The sequence below is a fragment of the Mesorhizobium sp. AR10 genome (assembly GCF_024746795.1).
Lineage (GTDB): Bacteria > Pseudomonadota > Alphaproteobacteria > Rhizobiales > Rhizobiaceae > Mesorhizobium.
Map to the genome: position 1 here is coordinate 720,367 of NZ_CP080524.1, position 17,215 is coordinate 737,581.

Here is a 17,215-nt window from a genome sequence, read left to right on the forward strand (position 1 = left end):
TTCGATCTTCAGCGCAAAGTGGCGCCAAGTGCAAATACTTTGGTGCCGCCGATCCAGACGCCCTCGACGTTCAGATCATCAGACAATGCGACGATATCGGCCGCGGTGCCGTTGGCAAACCGCCCCAGCCGGTGCGATTGGCCAAGAGCTTGCGCCGGATAGAGCGAAGCCATGCGCAAGGCTTCCGACAGATCCAGTCCGACAATGCGGTGGACGAAGCGCACGGCGGAGATCATGTCGAGATCGGCGCCCGCCAGCGTGCCGTCGGCAAGCCGCAGGCTGCCGTCCTTGCGGTAGATGGTGCGGCCGTTGAGCGTGAAGGACGTCATGTCGGTGCCGATCGTGGCCATGGCGTCGGTGACCAGCACGATCTTGCCCGGTCCCTGCTTGGCCCGCAGCGCAATCGCCATGGTGGCGGGATCGACATGGATGCCGTCGGCGATGATGCCGGCGAACAGCGCGCCGGTATCGATGGCAGCACCCGCAAGGCCTGGCTCACGGTTACCGATCTGGCTCATCGCGTTGAACAGATGGGTGACCAGCGTCGCGCCGGCACCGGCGAAGGCGCGTGCCTTGACGTAGCCAGTGTCGGAATGGCCGACGCTGACGACGATGCCGGCCTCGGCAAGTGCTGACACCCGGGCCGGCTCGACGGATTCAGGTGCTATCGTCGTCAGCAGCACCGGCAGATTTTTGCGCGCCGCGACCAGCATCGCCTGGTCGGCGTCGGTCATCGGCCGGATCAGCGCCGGATCATGCGCGCCCTTGCGGGCAACCGACAAATGCGGACCTTCGAGATGCAGGCCGAGGAAGCCTGGCACTTTTTGTTGGGCGGCTTCGGCCCCGGCGGCGACCGCCGCAGCGGTGATATCAGGCGTGTCGGTGATCAATGTCGGCAGCAGCGCCGTCGTGCCGAAGGGCGCGTGCGCTCGGCAGATGGTTTCGATCGACGCGACATCGGGATGATCGTTGAGCATGACGCCGCCGCCGCCATTGACCTGCAGGTCGACGAAGCCGGGCGCAAGCATGCCGCCGCCGGTCTCGACTTTACGAACGTCGGACGGAATGGCGCCGGCGAGAACGATGGACTCGACGAGTCCGTCGCGCACGACAAGGGCCGCTTTGTCGTGCCAGTCATCGCCATCGAAAATCCGGGCGCCAGTCAGGGCAAAACGGTCGCTCATACGGTTTCGGTCACCTTGCGCAGATTGGGTGGCGTGTCCGGATCGAGGCCGCGATGGCGGGCAAAGGCCTCCACGAAGCCATAGAAGGACACGATCAGCGCCAGCGGGTCGGTCAGCGGATGGCCGGTGGCGACATGCGGCAGGTGCTGCGCGCTCCTGGCCTTGTCCGAGGTGACGAAGACGGCCGCGCCCTTGCCCGCCAGGCTGTCGGCGGCCTCGGCAACCGACGGCTCGGAAGCATCGCGGGCGGCCAGCGCCAGCACCGGAAAGCCTGGGCCGACCAGCGCCAGCGGGCCATGCATGACTTCGGCCGCACTATAGGCCTCGGCGTGCATGGCGCAGGTTTCCTTGAATTTCAGCGCCGCCTCGTTGGCAATGGCCGAGGACGGCCCCCGGCCGAGGATGAACAGTGATTTCGGCGTCTCAAGTGCTGGGGCCAGCGCCATCCAGTCGCATCCGATCGCCTTGCGGAAATGCTCCGGCAAGCGGGCAAGAGCTGCCAGAAGCTTGTCGTCGCCGGTGCAATGCGCCATCAAAGCGAGGCCGGCAACAGCCGAGTTGACGAAGGTCTTGGTCGCCGCAACGCTCCGTTCCGGACCGGCCAGAATGTCGATCGCATAATCCGAGGCCCGCGCCAGCGGCGAATCTGCGGTGTTGGTGATGGCGACGGTCAGCGACCCGCCGGCCCTGGCGGCTTGCGCCATGGCCACGATATCCGGGCTTTTGCCCGACTGCGAGATCGCCAGGCAAGCGGAGCCGGCGAGCCTGAGTTTGGCGCCATAGATCGAGGCGATCGACGGGCCGACCGAGGCAACAGCCAGGCCGGCGGTCAGCTCCACGGCATATTTCATGAAGGTGGCGGCATGGTCGGACGAGCCGCGCGCCACGGTGACGATGAAATGTGGATTGCGTTCGCGAATGCCGCGCCCGGCCTCGGCCAGCACTGCAGCCGAACCGTCGAGCAGGCGGGCGGTGGCCTCGGGGATCTCCTCGATCTCGCGCCGCATATGGGTGGTGGTTGCGTTCATGGCCGGCCCTCTTCGCCCGGCCCGCTTAGCCGGAGTTCGGCGACGAAATCATAAGCGTCGCCCCTGTAGATGGAGCGGGTGAATTCGATCACCTTGCCGCTCGCCAGATAGGAAATGCGTTCGATGTGGAGGCCGGCAATGCCGGGCGGCACTTCGAGCAGGCGCGCGTCGCTGTCGCCGAGATTGGCGGCGGAGATGCGCTGCACCGCCCGCACCGGGCGGTTGCCGGTCAATTCCAGCGCCGCGTAGAGCGAGGAGCCTATTGCCGCCGGATCCGGCAGCACGCTCGCCGAGATTGCCGCGCGTTCGATCGCTAGCGGCGTGTCGTTGGCTATACGCAGGCGCGCCACGCGCGCCACCAGTTCATTCGACGATAGGCCAAGCACCATCATCTCGTCCGGCGACGGCGCATAGAGGCCACGGTCGAGCCATGCCGAACGCACGACCATGCCGCGCCTGGCCATGTCCTCGGTGAAAGAAGTGAGCCGCGACAGCGATTGCTCGACGCGCTCCATGCGCGGCGCCACAAAGGTACCGGAACCGTGGCGCTGGACGAGGATGCCGCCCTTGACCAGATCCTGCACCGCCTTGCGCACGGTGACGCGCGAAATATCGGCCTTGCTGGCGATGTCACGCTCGGACGGCAGTGCGTCGCCCGGCCCGATCAGGCCGCGATTGACCGCGTCCTCGATGCTCTTGCGAAGTTGTAGATAGAGCGGTGCACCGCTTTGCGACGACTGTTTCAGCGTGGCGAAAATCTGGTCGGCAGCCACGCTCATCGCGTCGCCTCCGCCACTTTGGCGAAAAGGCGAACCGCCATCTGCACCGCGCCGCCCAGCGCGTCGTCGAGCGGCGGCTTCAGCAGCGCCCGGTAGCGCGCCGACAGGCGCGGCGCATAGAGTGGCGCCAGCCCGCCGAGCAGGCAGAGCGGAGCGTCGCCCGAGAGATCGAGCGCACCAAGAGCGGCCGCGACATCGGTGACTGCCTTGTCGAGGATCCAGTTTGCGACGATATCACCCTTTTCGGCATGCTCGAAGACCTTGGGCGCGAAGCCGCCGAAATCGCCGGGCTTGGCTTTGGTGGTGAATTCGACCACGTCCTCGGGGTTGTTGCGGAAAGTGGCGAGCATGGCCTGCGTCAGCGGCGAGCCCTCGCGTATGCCGTCATGGGCAAGCAATGTCTGCTCGAGCAGGTCGCGGCCGATGCGGGCGCCACTGCCCTGGTCGCCGACCTGGAAGCCCCAGCCGCCGATGGCTCGCGACTTGCCGTTCCTGCGCGCCATATAGGCGGTGCCGGTGCCGAGGATGGCCATGGCGCCGTCACCGGAACCGACCGCGCCTTCCAGCGCAATCTCGGCGTCGGTCTCGACGCGGCTGATGCTGAAGGGAAGGATCGCCTCGAGCTGCTGCCTGTAGGTGCCGACATTGGCACCGGCGAGGCCAAGAATGGCCGGGGTTTGCGGGATCATTTCAGGATCCTGCCCGGCGGCGACAAAGGCCTGCCGTGCCGCATCGACGATGTTGGTCCTGGCGCCGGTCAGGTCGGTGCGGATGTTGGCGGCTCCGCTCTTGGCGCGGCCGACGACGGTGCCGTCTGCTGTCGCAAGGGCTGCTCTGCAGCTGGTGCCGCCGCCATCGATACCGAGCACGAAATTCACGCGATTTCTCCTCCAGGCGAATAATACCAATAAAATACCAATAGCCAAGGATTAATTTCTGTTTCAAAAAGATTAAGGCGTATTTTATTGAAAAATCACCATATTTTGTCGACCGACCGGTTCCGGAGCAAGGAATTCGTTAATGCGTGTAGACAAGTGGTATTTTTTTGGTATTGTTCCCCGATCGGAGGGAACGGGATGGCCGACACGCGCACCGAAGCGCTTCACCAGAATGCCGAGGGACTGGACATCCAGGCCCCGGACGCCATCCTTTCCTCGCTGGCCAATGCGCAGATCGAGGCCGCCAAGGCCGTGCGCGGCGCCATTCCTGCAATCGCTGCCGCCGCCGAAATCATCGCAAGCCGGTTGAACAGCGGCGGCAAGCTTGCCTATGCGGCCGCCGGTAGCTCGGGCCTGATGGCATTGGCCGACGCGCTGGAGTTGCCCGGCACCTTCGGCATTCGGCGCGACCGTATCGCCATCCTGATTGCCGGTGGCGATGAAGCCTTCAAGACGCTTGCCGGCGGGCCGGAGGACGACACCAATGAGGCCTCGGCAGCAGTTGCCAATGCCGGTATCGGCAAGGGCGACTGCCTGATCGCCATCTCGGCCAGCGGCTCGACACCCTATGCGGTGCAGGCGCTGGAAGACGCCAGGCGCCGGGGTGCCGCGACCATCGCGATCGCCAACAACAAGGACACGCCGCTGCTGCGGCTGGCCGACACCGCCATATTGCTCGAAACGCCGCCGGAAGTGATTGCCGGCTCGACGCGCATGGGAGCCGGCACTGCGCAGAAGATCGCGCTCAACATGCTATCGACGCTGACCGCCATCCATCTCGGCCATGTGCATGACGGCTACATGGTCAACCTCACCGCCGACAACATCAAGCTGCGCGACCGCGCGGCGCGCATCGTCGCCGCCATCAGCGGGCGAGGCAAGGACGATGCGGCGCGCCTGCTCGAAAAGAGCGGTGGCGTTGTCAAGACTGCCATTCTGCTCGCCGCCGGCGCTGCCAACGCCGATGCGGCCGAGAAGATACTGGAAGGGACCGGCCAGAAGCTGCGGCCGGCGCTTTCCTTGATCGAGGGGAACAAGGGCACGAAGGCCCCTGTTCTCAACACCGAACCTGAAAAAGGTCAACAGGGAGACTAGCATGAAAACGAAACTACTGACGGCACTTCTTCTCGGCACAAGCATTCTCGGCACCGCCGGGGTGGCTTATGCCGCTGACGTAACGCTCAACATCGAAAGCTGGCGCGGCGACGACCTTGCCATCTGGAAGGACAAGCTGATCCCGGCCTTCGAGGCCAAGAACCCGGGCATCAAGGTGGTGTTCGCACCCTCGGCGCCGACCGAATATGACGCCGCACTCGGTGCAAAGCTCGCTGCCGGCTCGGCGGGCGACCTGATCACCTGCCGTCCGTTCGACAAGTCGCTCGAGCTGTTCAAGAAGGGCAACCTCGCCGATATCTCGACGCTGCCCGGCATGGAGAATTTCTCGCCAGTGGCCAAGGCCGCATGGCAGACCGACGACGGCAAGGCGAGCTTCTGCGTGCCGATGGCCTCGGTCATCCACGGCTTCATCTACAACAAGGACGCCTTCGACAAGCTCGGCATCAAGATCCCGACGACGAACGAGGAGTTCTACGCCGCGCTCGACAAGATCAAGGCCGACGGCACCTACATCCCGATGGCGATGGGCACCAAGGATCTCTGGGAAGCCGCGACCATGGGCTACCAGAACATCGGCCCGAACTACTGGAAGGGCGAGGAAGGCCGCGCTGCGCTGATCAAGGGCGAGCAGAAGCTGACCGACGCCGACTGGGTCGCGCCCTATGCCGAACTTGCCAAGTGGAAGCCTTATCTCGGCGATGGCTTCGAAGCCCAGACCTACCCCGACAGCCAGAACCTGTTCACGCTCGGCCGCGCCGCCATCTACCCGGCCGGCTCGTGGGAAATCGGTCTGTTCAACACGCAGGCGCAGTTCAAGATGGGCGCCTTCCCGCCGCCGGTGCAGAAGGCCGGCGACACCTGCTACATCTCCGACCACACCGATATCGGCATGGGCCTGAATGCGGCGTCCAAGAACGCGGATGCAGCCAAGACCTTCCTGTCCTGGGTCGCCTCGCCTGATTTCGCCACCATCTACGCCAACTCGTTGCCAGGCTTCTTCAGCCTGAACTCGACGCCGGTGAAGATGGAAGACCCGCTGGCGCAGGAATTCGTTTCCTGGCGCGACAAGTGCAAGTCGACGATCCGCTCGACCTACCAGATCCTGTCGCGCGGCACGCCGAACCTCGAGAACGAGACGTGGGTTGAATCGGCCAACGTCATCAACGGCACCGACACGCCGGAGGCTGCCGCCAAGAAGCTGCAGGACGGCCTCGACAGCTGGTACAAGCCGGCGAAATAAGAGCTCAGGCAACGGACCGGCCGGGCATATGCCCGGCCGGATTTCAGACTTCAGATTGCGATTGTCGGCACCGCCTCGCGGCCTTACCCTGCTCTGTGTGGGAAAGGCTAGCTGACCTGTCGCAAGCCTTTTGTCCTTGCCCGACGGGGGAAGGACATTCGGGCCGTGCATCGAGGCATCATCTAGCATCACACCCTATGGAACCGAGAGACGGCGGGGACCGAACTCATGGCCGCAGAAACACGACCAAAACGACCGTTCCGCTGGCATATCGGCGTCTTCCTGGCGCCGGCTTTGCTTGTCTATACCGCGATCATGATCCTGCCGCTGGCCGGCACGCTGCAGCTGTCGCTGTTCCGCAACATCGACCAGCACCAGGTCTTTGTCGGGCTGCGAAACTTCCACACGCTGTTTGGCGATCCCAACTGGTCGGTCAATTTCTGGAATGCGCTGCGCAACAACACCTGGTTCTTCATCATCCACATGCTGGTGCAGAACCCGATCGGCGTGCTTCTGGCGGCTTTGCTGTCGAGCCCCAGGCTCAGGTTCTCCGCCTTCTACCGCACGGCGATCTTCGTGCCGACGATCCTGTCCTTCGTCATCGTCGGCTTCGCCTGGAAGCTGATCCTGTCGCCGCTGTGGGGCGTGGCGCCGAACCTCCTCGACCTGGTCGGCCTGAAAAGCCTGTTCACGCCATGGCTCGGCAAGGAAGAATATGCGCTGACCACGCTCAGCCTGATCTCGGTGTGGCAGTTCGTCGGCATCCCGATGATGCTGATCTACGCCGCACTGCTGTCGATCCCCGAAGAGGTGATCGAAGCCGCCGAATGCGACGGCATCACCGGCATGTCGCAGTTCTGGAAGATCAAGCTGCCGCTGATCCTGCCATCGATCGGCATCATCTCGATCCTGACCTTCGTCGGCAATTTCAACGCCTTCGACCTGATCTATACCGCGCAAGGCGCGCTGGCCGGACCGAACTATTCGACCGATATTCTCGGCACATTCCTCTATCGCGCCTTCTTCGGCTTCCAGTTGCAGGTCGGCGATCCCAATATGGGCGCGGCGATCGCCACGATGATGTTCCTGATCATCCTTGGCGGCGTCTGCGTCTACCTCTTCCTCGTCCAGACGCGCTTGCGTCGCTACCAGTTCTGAGGGGGCTGAGATGTTGAGCTTGAACACCCCCCTCTGGCCTGCCGGCCATCTCCCCCTCAAGGGGGGAGATTGGATGTCATTGCCGGTTTCGCCAATTTTCAACGTCGCAGGACGTATGCTGTCGCCGACCCTGCCGATCTCCCCCCTTGAGTGGGAGATGTCCGGCAGGACAGAGGGGGGTGCCCGGGCGCTGTTCTTTGGAAATGCAGCTCGTCAGGAGACGTTCCAATGAGCATCGCAACCCGTTCGCTGCCCCGTACCATCGGCGCCCATGCGATCTTGCTGACCTACACGGCGATCGCGCTGTTTCCGGTGATCATCGTGATCATGAATTCATTTAAATCCCGCGCGGGCATCTTCGGCGCGCCGCTGGCGCCGCCGACGCCAAAAACCTTCGACCTGATCGGCTACACCACGGTTATCGGCCAGGGCGACTTCATCCACTATTTCCAGAACAGCCTTGTCGTCACCGTCGCCTCGCTGTTCTTCGTGCTTTTGTTCGGCGCCATGGCCGCCTTTTCACTGTCGGAATACCGCTTTCGCGGCAACTCGCTGATGGGGCTCTACCTGGCGCTCGGCATCATGATCCCGATCCGCCTCGGCACTGTCGCCATCCTGCAATTGATGGTGGCGAGCGGGCTGGTCAACACGCTGACGGCGCTGGTCCTGGTCTACACGGCGCAAGGCCTGCCGTTGGCCGTGTTCATCCTGTCGGAGTTCATGAAGCAGGTGTCCGACGATCTGAAGAACGCCGGACGCATCGACGGCCTGTCCGAATACACGATCTTCTTCCGCCTCGTGCTGCCGCTGGTCAGGCCATCGATGGCGACGGTCGCAGTCTTCACGATGATCCCGATCTGGAACGATCTGTGGTTCCCGCTGATCCTGGCGCCGTCGGAAGAGACCAAGACGGTGACGCTGGGCGCGCAGCTGTTTCTCGGCCAGTTCGTCACCAACTGGAACGCCATCCTGGCAGCGCTCTCGCTGGCGATTATGCCGGTGCTCATCCTCTACGTCATCTTCTCGCGGCAGCTGATCCGCGGCATCACCTCCGGAGCCGTCAAGTGAGTTTGGAAAAGCCTCTTCGTGTCGTCGTTGCCGGCCTCGGCAATATGGGCCGCAGCCATGCGCTGGCCTATCACACCAATCCGGGTTTCGAGATCGCGGCATTGATCAACCGCTCCGATGTGCCGCTGCCCGATGGACTCTCCGGCTATGGCATCAGGCGCTCTTTCGACGAGGCGTTGCGCAACGAAAAGCCCGACGTCGCCTGCATCGCCACCTATTCCGACAGCCATGCCGACTACGCGGTGAAGGCATTCGAAGCCGGTTGCCATGTCTTCGTCGAAAAGCCGCTGGCAACGAATGTCGCGGATGCGGAACGTGTCGTTGCTGCGGCCAAGGCCAACGGCAAGAAGCTGGTGATCGGCTATATCCTTCGCCATCACCCGTCATGGATCAGGCTGATCGCCGAGGCGCGCAAGCTTGGCGGCCCTTACGTGTTCCGCATGAACCTCAACCAGCAATCTTCGGGCCACACCTGGGGGACGCACAAGCAGTTGATGCAGACGACATCGCCGATCGTCGATTGCGGCGTGCATTATCTCGACGTGATGCTGCAGATCACCGACGCCAGACCGGTCGAAGTGCGCGGCATGGGGGTCAGGCTGACCGAAGAGGTCTCGCCCTCGATGTACAATTACGGCCATTTGCAAGTGCTGTTCGACGATGGTTCGGTCGGCTGGTACGAAGCCGGCTGGGGGCCGATGATTTCGGAAACGGCCTTCTTCGTCAAGGACGTGATCTCGCCCAATGGCTGCGTGTCGATCGTCATGAAGGAGGGCGTCAAATCCGACGACATCGACACCCACACCAAGACCTCGACCATCCGCCTGCACAGTGCTGCGACCGGGGCGGACGGCAAGTTCGCCAAGCCGGACGAGATGCTGTCGATGGAAGGCGAGCCCGGCCATCAGGACCTGTGCGACCTCGAACAGGCCTTTGTGCTGAAGGCGATCCGCGAGGATCTCGATCTCAACAGGCATATGGATGACGCGGTGAAGTCGCTCGCCGTCTGCCTTGCAGCCGACGAGAGCGTGCGCAGCGGCGCAGCCGTCAAACTCTAAGCTAGGAACAATATTGTGGGCTCGCTGAATATCGAGAATGTGAAGAAGGCCTTCGGGCCGGTCGAGGTGCTGAAGGGCATCAACCTCGAAGTGACGGACGGTGAGTTTGTCGTCTTCGTCGGCCCTTCCGGCTGCGGAAAGTCGACCCTGCTGAGGGTCATTGCCGGGCTGGAGGATTCGACCTCGGGCCGTGTGGTGATCGACGGCGAGGATGTCTCCGCGACGCCGCCGGCCAAGCGCGGCATCGCCATGGTGTTCCAGACCTATGCGCTCTACCCGCATCTGACGGTGAAGAACAATATGGGCCTCGGCCTCAAGCAGGCGGGCACCCCGGCGGCCGAGATCGATCGCCGAATCGGGATCGCCTCGTCGATGCTGTCGCTGGAACCCTATCTCGAAAGGCGGCCGGCCGAGCTGTCCGGCGGCCAGCGCCAGCGCGTCGCCATCGGCCGCGCGGTGGTGCGGGAGCCGAAACTGTTTCTCTTTGACGAGCCGCTGTCCAACCTCGATGCCGCACTGCGCGTCAACACGAGGCTGGAGATCGCACAACTGCATCGCCGGCTGAAGGCAACGATGATCTATGTCACCCACGACCAGGTCGAGGCGATGACGTTGGCCGACAAGATCGTCGTTCTCAATGCGGGGAGAATCGAACAGATCGGCGGACCGATGGAGCTCTACAATTCGCCGGCGAACGAGTTCGTCGCCGGCTTCATCGGTTCACCGAAAATGAATTTCGTCGATGGCGCCCGTCTCGGCGAGACGGCAAAGACGATTGGCGTGCGACCCGAGCATCTGACCGTCGATCCGAAATCCGGCGCCTGGAAGGGGACGGTCGTCCATGCCGAGCATCTCGGCGCCGACACCAACCTCTATCTCGACTGCGAGAAGGCCGGGCTGATCACCGTGCGCATCTTCGGCGTCTACAATGCCGAACCCGGCTCGACGCTTTTTGCGACGCCGGATCCGGCCAGGACCTATCGCTTTGGGGCTGATGGCAAGGTGCTGAAGTAGCTTCGAAGCATAGGTTGGCGCTGCCCCTCATTGCCCTGCCGGGCATTTCTCCCGTGAACGGGGAGGAAGAGCAGGCCGCATACTCGGCGCCTTTCCTGCGACGGTGGTGGTTGGCGAACAGTCGCCGAGAGCGTCCTTCTCCCCGTTCACGGGGAGAAGATGGCGACAGCCAGATGAGGGGCGGCGCAAACCTGTGAGGTGATGCGCCTACACGTCCGCCTTGAACGTCTGTTTCTGCTGGCCGAGGCCCTCGATGCCGAGTTCGACAACATCGCCAGCCCTGAGGAACACCGGCGGCTTCATGCCGAGGCCGACGCCGGGCGGCGTGCCGGTGGAGATGATGTCGCCGGGGTGCAGCGACATGAACTGGCTGAGATAGGAAACCAGATAGGCGACGCCATAGACCATGGTCTTGGTCGAGCCGTTCTGCATCGTCTTGCCGTTGACCGTCAGCCACATCTTGATGTTCTGCGGGTCCTTGACCTCGTCCTTGGTCACCAGCCACGGGCCGATCGGCCCGAACGTGTCGCAGGACTTGCCCTTGGTCCACTGACCCTGGCGCTCGGCCTGGAAGGCGCGCTCGGAAACGTCATGCGCCACACAGTAGCCGGCGACGTAGTCCAGCGCCTCGGCCTCGGTGACGTATTTCGCGGTCTTGCCGATGACCACGGCAAGCTCGACTTCCCAGTCGGTCTTCACCGAGCCGCGCGGGATCAGCACGTCGTCGTCCGGGCCGACGATGGCCGAGCTCGCCTTCATGAAGATGATGGGCTCCGGCGGCACAGTGGCGCCGGTTTCGGCGGCGTGGTCGGAATAGTTCAGGCCGATGCAGATGAATTTGCCGGTGCCGACAACGCAGGCGCCGAGGCGCGGCTTGCCGGGAACCGCCGGCAGCGATTTCGCATCGAGCTTCGCCAGTGCGGCGAGCGATGCCGGATCGAGCGCCTTGCCGGCAATGTCGGCGACATGAGCCGAGAGGTCGCGGATCGTTCCATCCGCATCGAGCAGGCCGGGACGTTCGCTCCCAATCTCGCCATAGCGCAGCAGTTTCATCTTGTTCTCCTGATTGCGGCCAGTGGCCGTTTGCAAAAACGCTCCGCCGAGGCGAATGAGGCCGCTTAGATCGACCAGCCGCCGTCGATATTATAGGCCTGTCCGGACGTGTAGGTGGCGCCGGCCAGATAGACGGCGAGATCGGCGATTTCCTCGGGCGTGCCGAGACGGCCCATCGGTTGGCGGGCGATGAAGGCGGCGCGGGCGGCTTCGTAATCACCCTGCGCATGCATGCGGTCTTGGAGCGACGGGCTTTCGACCGTGCCCGGGCAGATGGCGTTGCAGCGAATGCCCTTGCCGACATAGTCGGCGGCGATCGCTTTGGTCAGGCCAATGACTGCCGCCTTGGTGACACCATAGGCGAAACGGTTGGGCACGCCCTTGCCCGCGCCGGCAACGGAAGACATGTTGATGATCGACCCGTCGCCACGCTCCAGCATGCCGGGCAGCACGGCGCGAATGGTGCGGATCATGGCGCGCACATTGAGGTTGAAGGCGAAGTCGAGATCGGCGTCCTTCATCTCGAGGATCGAGCCAGAATGGACGAAGCCGGCGCAGTTGAACAGCACGTCGACGGCGCCGATCTCGGCAAAGCCGGCCGCCACCGCCTCATCGTTCAGCACATCGAGCTTGCGGGTCTTGATGCCGGATGTCTTGGCGAGCTCGGCGAGAAGCGCTTCGTTGATGTCGGTGGCATGGACGACGGCACCCGCCTTGGCGAAAGCCAGCGCGCTCGCCCGGCCGATGCCTTGCGCCGCCGCCGTGACGACAACGATCTTGCCTGCCAGATCCGCCATGCTTTTCTCCTCGCCCGCTTTGTGGTCATCGGGGTTTATCGGCAGTCGGCCAAGACGTCATGGTCCAGTCAGACGCCATTGTGCGGCCTGCTGCGCTGCCAGCCCACAGTTAGAGATGTTTTTTCTCGTTAAAGAACACATATCCAAGCGTCAAGCCCGAACACGATCATCGGCGCTGCGGCCGCGTGCAAAACGCTCAATCGCCGTAGGGCACCCAGACGTTCTTGACCTCGACGGCACGGCGCAGGAACGCATCACCTGAGGCGTCACCCGACGCCCAGTCGAGGCTGCGGCCCTGGCCGGTCCAGACACGCTTGAGGTTGCCGATCGAGTCGGCTTCGGCCTTGGCGCAGGTTTCGGCATCGGCGAACACCCAGAGCCCGTCGACATCGTCGTGCTTGGCCAGCACGCCGGTGAGCTCGGCGGTGCGGCCGGTGACGATGTTGATGGCGCCGTCCGGAACGTCGGAATATTCGATGACCTGGTAGAGATCGGTGGCAAGCAGCGGATATTTTTCCGAAGGCACCGCAATGACGGTGTTGCCCATGGCAAGCGCCGGCGCGACCAGTGAGATCAGGCCAAGCAAGGGCGCGTTGTCCGGCGCGACGATGCCGACGACGCCGACCGGCTCATGCAGAGCCAGCGTGACGGCGCGGGCCGGCGGCTGGTGAACCCTGCCCTCGAACTTGTCGGCCAGGCCGGCATAGAGGAACAGCCGCTCGATCGACAATTCGACTTCTTCGCGCGCGGCCTTGATGGCGGCGCCGGTGAGCTCTGTGAGACGCGCGGCAAATTCGTCAGCACGGCCGGACAGGTTTTCGGCCAGATAGTAAAGCACCTGGCTGCGGTTGTAGGCGGTCGCCTCCGGCCAGGCCTTGCAGGCGCGCGCGGCGGCGACGGCGTCACGAATATCCTTGCGGCTGCCGAGACCGACCTCGCCGGCAAGCTTGCCCTTGGCGGTGGCAATCGCCAGCGAGTAATTGCCGTCGGGCCTGACCTGCTTGCCGCCGATGAACAGCTTTGCCGTGCGGTCGATGGCATCGCCTTCCGTCTGCTCGATCGCCTGGGCCGAAGCCGTTGCCGGCTTGATGACCGGGCCGAGCGGCAGTTTCGCTAAGAGATATTCGAACATGCCTTCGCGCCCACCTTCACGGCCGAAACCGCTTTCGCGGTAGCCGCCAAAGCCGCAGGCGGCGTCGAACATGTTGGTGCCGTTGACCCAAACGACGCCGGCCTTCAATTGCGGCGCGACGTGGAGGGCGAGATTGACGTTTTCGCTCCACACCGAAGCGGCCAGGCCGTAGCGCGTGTTGTTGGCGAGCTCGATCGCTTCCTCGGTGTTGCGGAAGGTCATGGTGGCCAGCACCGGGCCGAACACCTCTTCCTGCGCCAGGATGTTAGCCGGCGCAACACCCGTGGCCAGAGTCGGCAAATGGTAATAGCCGGACGACGGCAGCGCCACATCCGGCTGCCAGCAGACGGCGCCCTGCTTGGCGCCTTCGGCCACCAAACCCTTGACGCGATCGAGCTGGGTCAAGTCGACCAGCGGGCCGATATCGGTGTTCTTGTCGAGCGGGCTGCCGACGCGTAGCCGGCTCATCCGCGTCTTGACCTTGGCGATGAAGGCATCGGCGATGCCTTCCTGCACCAGCAGGCGCGAGCCGGCGCAGCAGACCTGGCCCTGATTGAACCAGATGCCGTCGACCAACCCCTCGACGGCACTGTCGAGATCGGCATCCTCGAAGACGACGAAGGCCGACTTGCCGCCAAGCTCCAACGACAGTTTCTTGCCCGAGCCGGCGGTGGCTTTCCTGATGATCTTGCCGACCTCGGACGAGCCGGTGAAGGCGATCTTCTGGATGCCGGGATGGTTGACGATGGCGACGCCCGCCTCAGGCCCGCCCTGGACGATGTTGACGACGCCCTTCGGCACACCTGATCGTTCGCAGATCTCGGCGAACAGGATGGCGGTGAGCGGCGTAAACTCGGCCGGCTTCAGCACCACGGTGCAGCCTGCGGCGAGTGCGGGCGCAATCTTCCAGGCCAGCATCAGCAGCGGGAAGTTCCACGGAATGATCTGACCGACGACACCGACGCCCTTATGGTCAGGAAAGTCCTTGTCCAACGCCTGCGCCCAGCCGGCGTGGTGGATGAAATGGCGGATGGCCAGCGGCACGTCGATGTCGCGGCTTTCGCGGATCGGCTTGCCGTTGTCGATCGACTCCAGCACCGCAAACAGGCGCTGGTGGCGCTGCATGGCGCGGCCGATGGCGTAGAGCACTTTGGCTCGGCTGTAGCCTGATCTGGCGCTCCATTTCGCCAGCGCCTTGGTGGCGGCGGAAACCGCGGCGTCAACATCCGCGACACCGGCGTCCGACACTTTTGCCAGCAATTTTCCCGAAGAGGGCTCGCTGGTGTCGAAGGTCTTGCCGCCTGCGGCCGCCTTCCACTCGCCGCCGATGAACAGCGCCTTGCCGAAATCGCGTGCGGCGAGCCATGCATCGGCCTCGTTGCGGGCTTCCGGGGCCGGGCCGTACTCCATGGCGTGATAGCGTTCGAGAATGTTCATGGGGCGCTCCAGATACTTGTCTCGGAAGGCACTCCGTCGCGCCCCCCTCTATCCAACCGGACATCTCCCCCACAAGGGGGGCGATCGGCCGTCATGCCATCGCGTGACGATGATTGGCCGAGTAGTGGCCGGTCAAATGATGCTCGAGCTGCCGCTCAATGTCGGTCAGAAGGCTGGACGCACCGAAGCGGAACAGATCGGGCTCCAGCCACGGCCTGCCAAGCTCTTCCTTCATCAGCACCAGCCAGTCGAGCGAAGCCTTGGCGGTGGAAATGCCGCCGGCCGGCTTGAAGCCGATGAGATAGCCGGTCTCCTCGAAATAGGCGCGGATGGCGCGCACCATGGCAAGGCCGACCGGCAGCGTCGCGTTGACGCTTTCCTTGCCGGTCGAGGTCTTGATGAAATCCGCACCCGCCATCATCGCCACCATGGAGGCGAGCATGACGTTGCGCAGCGTGGCGAGGTCGCCGGTACCGAGGATGACCTTGAGATGCGCGTCACCGCAGGCGGCGCGCATCGAGACGATCTCATTGTAGAGCTCTCGCCACTTTGCGCCGAACACCAGGCCGCGCGGAATGACGACGTCGATCTCGTCGGCGCCGTCCTTGACCGAGGCTTCGATCTCCTGCAGGCGGGTCGACAGCGGGGCAAGGCCGTGCGGGAAGGCGGTGGAAACGGCCGCGACATGAATGCCGGTGCCGCGCAGCGCATCGACGGCGGTGGCGACGAAGGGATGGTAGACGCAGACCGCCGCCGGTCGAATCTTTTCATCTGATATGCCGAGGCCTTCGACGATGTCGCGGCGGAACGGATTGACCGCCTTGGCGCAGAGCCGGCGCACGCGCTCGTCGGTGTCGTTCGAATTCAGCGTGGTCAGGTCCATGCAGGCGACGGCGCGCAGCAGCCAGGCTGCCTGGTTGTCGGCCTTGATCGAGCGCCGCTTGGTCAGGCTGGCGACACGGCGCTCCAGCGCCGAGCGATTGACGCTGCGCACCGATTCCACAAAGCCCAGGTCGAGCTTCATGCCGGGGTTGCGGGCGATGCGATGGTCCAGCGGGACGGGAGTATTGGCGGCGGCCCGCGCCGGCAGCGGCGTGACCTTGGACGCGCCAGCACCGAGACCGGCTTCGCGGATTGTGCTGCTCATCTCCTGCCCTTTCATTCAACGACTTCACGTCGTGATGCGTGTCGTTGTCCCAAAACCGCTCGACACTTTTGGGCGACACGCATCCGAAGATAGCCCGTGAATCGATGCTTCACGAGTCCTTCAAGCGGTCATAGTTGAAAAAGGCGGCGAAAGCAGCAGATTTTTGACCGCACGGTCAAAATCAGAATTCCGAATAAGACGGACGCCGAGGCTTCCCTGCTTCAGCCGACGAAGGCGCGCTCGACGACGAAGCTCGCCGGATGATGCAGCGAACCTTCCTGGAAGCCGAGGCTTTCAGCCAGTTCCTTGACGTCCTTGAGCATGTGCATCGAGCCGCAGATCATGATGCGGTCGGTCTCCGGGTTGAGCTTGTCGATGCCAAGATCTTCATAGAACTTGCCGGAGCCGATCAGCGCGGTGATGCGGCCCATGCGCCCGGACTCTTCGCGCGTCGTCGAATTGTAGAGGGTGACGCGGCCGCCGGTCAGTTCGCCAATCAGCGGATCGTTTTCGAGCGCCGCCACCAGGTCCTGGCCGTAGGTAAGCTCGGCGGTATCGCGGCAAGTGTGGGTCAGGATCACCTGGTCGAACTTCTCATAGGTATCGGGATCACGCAGCAAGCTGGCAAAGGGTGCGATGCCGGTGCCGGTCGAGATCATGAACAGGCGTTTTGCGGGGGTCAGCGCGTCGACCACCAAAGTGCCGGTCGACTTCTGGCGCATGATGACGGTGTCGCCGACCTCGATCTTCTGCAGTTCCGAGGTCAGCGGACCGTCCGGCACCTTGATCGAGAAGAATTCCAGTTCATCGTCCCAGGACGGGCTGGCGATCGAATAGGCGCGGAACACCGGCTTCTCGGCATTGGGCAGACCGATCATGACGAATTCGCCGGAGCGGAAACGCAGCGACTGCGGCCGGGTGATGCGGAATGAAAACAGCCGGTCGGTGTAGTGCTTCACCGAAACGACGGTCTCGGCATAGACATTGGCCGGAATCGGGAATTGCAGCGGCCGGGCGGCGGCGGTGTTGAACGCGGATGTGGTGTTCATCAAACCTAACCTTCTGG

The 17,215-nt window shown here is 63.6% G+C and carries 15 protein-coding genes; 6 read left to right on the forward strand and 9 right to left on the reverse strand.

The window, feature by feature from the left end; translation table 11 throughout:
- Positions 1-8 precede the first annotated feature (8 nt).
- Genes nagA through LHFGNBLO_RS06775 form a run of 4 tightly spaced genes read right to left on the reverse strand, consistent with a single transcriptional unit; the run spans position 9 to position 3,869 of the window.
- Positions 9-1,184: an N-acetylglucosamine-6-phosphate deacetylase gene (gene nagA, locus LHFGNBLO_RS06760; protein WP_258605365.1), complete on the reverse strand. Its 1,176-nt coding sequence runs from the start codon at positions 1,182-1,184 to the stop codon at positions 9-11.
- Positions 1,181-2,212 carry an SIS domain-containing protein gene (locus tag LHFGNBLO_RS06765; protein ID WP_258605367.1) on the reverse strand — a complete coding sequence of 344 codons (1,032 nt, stop codon included), beginning with the start codon at positions 2,210-2,212 and terminating at the stop codon, positions 1,181-1,183. The genes nagA and LHFGNBLO_RS06765 overlap by 4 nt, the downstream gene beginning before the upstream one ends.
- Positions 2,209-2,991 (reverse strand): GntR family transcriptional regulator, encoded by a 783-nt coding sequence (locus tag LHFGNBLO_RS06770; RefSeq protein WP_258605368.1) that lies wholly within the window; start codon positions 2,989-2,991, stop codon positions 2,209-2,211. The genes LHFGNBLO_RS06765 and LHFGNBLO_RS06770 overlap by 4 nt, the downstream gene beginning before the upstream one ends.
- The gene (locus LHFGNBLO_RS06775; protein ID WP_258605370.1) at positions 2,988-3,869 is read right to left on the reverse strand and encodes an N-acetylglucosamine kinase; all 882 of its coding nucleotides are present in this window, start codon (positions 3,867-3,869) and stop codon (positions 2,988-2,990) included. The genes LHFGNBLO_RS06770 and LHFGNBLO_RS06775 overlap by 4 nt, the downstream gene beginning before the upstream one ends.
- Before the next feature lie 198 nt (positions 3,870-4,067).
- On the opposite strand from LHFGNBLO_RS06775, the gene LHFGNBLO_RS06780 reads away from it, so the two are divergent.
- From LHFGNBLO_RS06780 to LHFGNBLO_RS06805, 6 genes are all read left to right on the forward strand, one after another.
- Positions 4,068-5,024, forward strand: coding sequence for an N-acetylmuramic acid 6-phosphate etherase (locus LHFGNBLO_RS06780; protein WP_258605372.1), 957 nt, complete (start codon positions 4,068-4,070; stop codon positions 5,022-5,024).
- A 1-nt stretch (position 5,025) separates the two neighbouring features.
- Positions 5,026-6,285 carry an ABC transporter substrate-binding protein gene (locus tag LHFGNBLO_RS06785; RefSeq protein ID WP_258605374.1) on the forward strand — a complete coding sequence of 420 codons (1,260 nt, stop codon included), beginning with the start codon at positions 5,026-5,028 and terminating at the stop codon, positions 6,283-6,285.
- Between the two features lie 228 nt (positions 6,286-6,513).
- On the forward strand, positions 6,514-7,443 hold the full coding sequence (locus LHFGNBLO_RS06790; protein WP_258605375.1) for a carbohydrate ABC transporter permease: 930 nt from the start codon (positions 6,514-6,516) through the stop codon (positions 7,441-7,443).
- A 228-nt stretch (positions 7,444-7,671) separates the two neighbouring features.
- Complete coding sequence (locus tag LHFGNBLO_RS06795; protein WP_258605376.1) at positions 7,672-8,511, forward strand: carbohydrate ABC transporter permease; 840 nt, start codon at positions 7,672-7,674, stop codon at positions 8,509-8,511.
- Positions 8,508-9,569, forward strand: coding sequence for a Gfo/Idh/MocA family protein (locus LHFGNBLO_RS06800; protein WP_258605378.1), 1,062 nt, complete (start codon positions 8,508-8,510; stop codon positions 9,567-9,569). Before LHFGNBLO_RS06795 ends, LHFGNBLO_RS06800 begins: the two co-directional genes overlap by 4 nt.
- 15 nt (positions 9,570-9,584) lie before the next feature.
- Positions 9,585-10,583: an ABC transporter ATP-binding protein gene (locus LHFGNBLO_RS06805; RefSeq protein ID WP_258605379.1), complete on the forward strand. Its 999-nt coding sequence runs from the start codon at positions 9,585-9,587 to the stop codon at positions 10,581-10,583.
- A gap of 207 nt (positions 10,584-10,790) precedes the next feature.
- Here the strand turns inward: LHFGNBLO_RS06805 and LHFGNBLO_RS06810 are convergent, their stop codons facing one another.
- From LHFGNBLO_RS06810 to LHFGNBLO_RS06830, 5 genes are all read right to left on the reverse strand, one after another.
- Entirely contained in the window at positions 10,791-11,636 is an 846-nt protein-coding gene (locus tag LHFGNBLO_RS06810; RefSeq protein ID WP_258605380.1) for a fumarylacetoacetate hydrolase family protein, read from the reverse strand.
- A gap of 65 nt (positions 11,637-11,701) precedes the next feature.
- Positions 11,702-12,433: an SDR family oxidoreductase gene (locus LHFGNBLO_RS06815; protein ID WP_258605382.1), complete on the reverse strand. Its 732-nt coding sequence runs from the start codon at positions 12,431-12,433 to the stop codon at positions 11,702-11,704.
- A 196-nt stretch (positions 12,434-12,629) separates the two neighbouring features.
- On the reverse strand, positions 12,630-15,002 hold the full coding sequence (locus tag LHFGNBLO_RS06820) for an aldehyde dehydrogenase family protein (protein WP_258605383.1): 2,373 nt from the start codon (positions 15,000-15,002) through the stop codon (positions 12,630-12,632).
- A gap of 91 nt (positions 15,003-15,093) precedes the next feature.
- The gene (deoC, locus tag LHFGNBLO_RS06825) at positions 15,094-16,149 is read right to left on the reverse strand and encodes a deoxyribose-phosphate aldolase (protein WP_258605385.1); all 1,056 of its coding nucleotides are present in this window, start codon (positions 16,147-16,149) and stop codon (positions 15,094-15,096) included.
- A gap of 221 nt (positions 16,150-16,370) precedes the next feature.
- Positions 16,371-17,198 (reverse strand): ferredoxin--NADP reductase, encoded by an 828-nt coding sequence (locus tag LHFGNBLO_RS06830; RefSeq protein ID WP_258605386.1) that lies wholly within the window; start codon positions 17,196-17,198, stop codon positions 16,371-16,373.
- Positions 17,199-17,215: the final 17 nt, after the last annotated feature.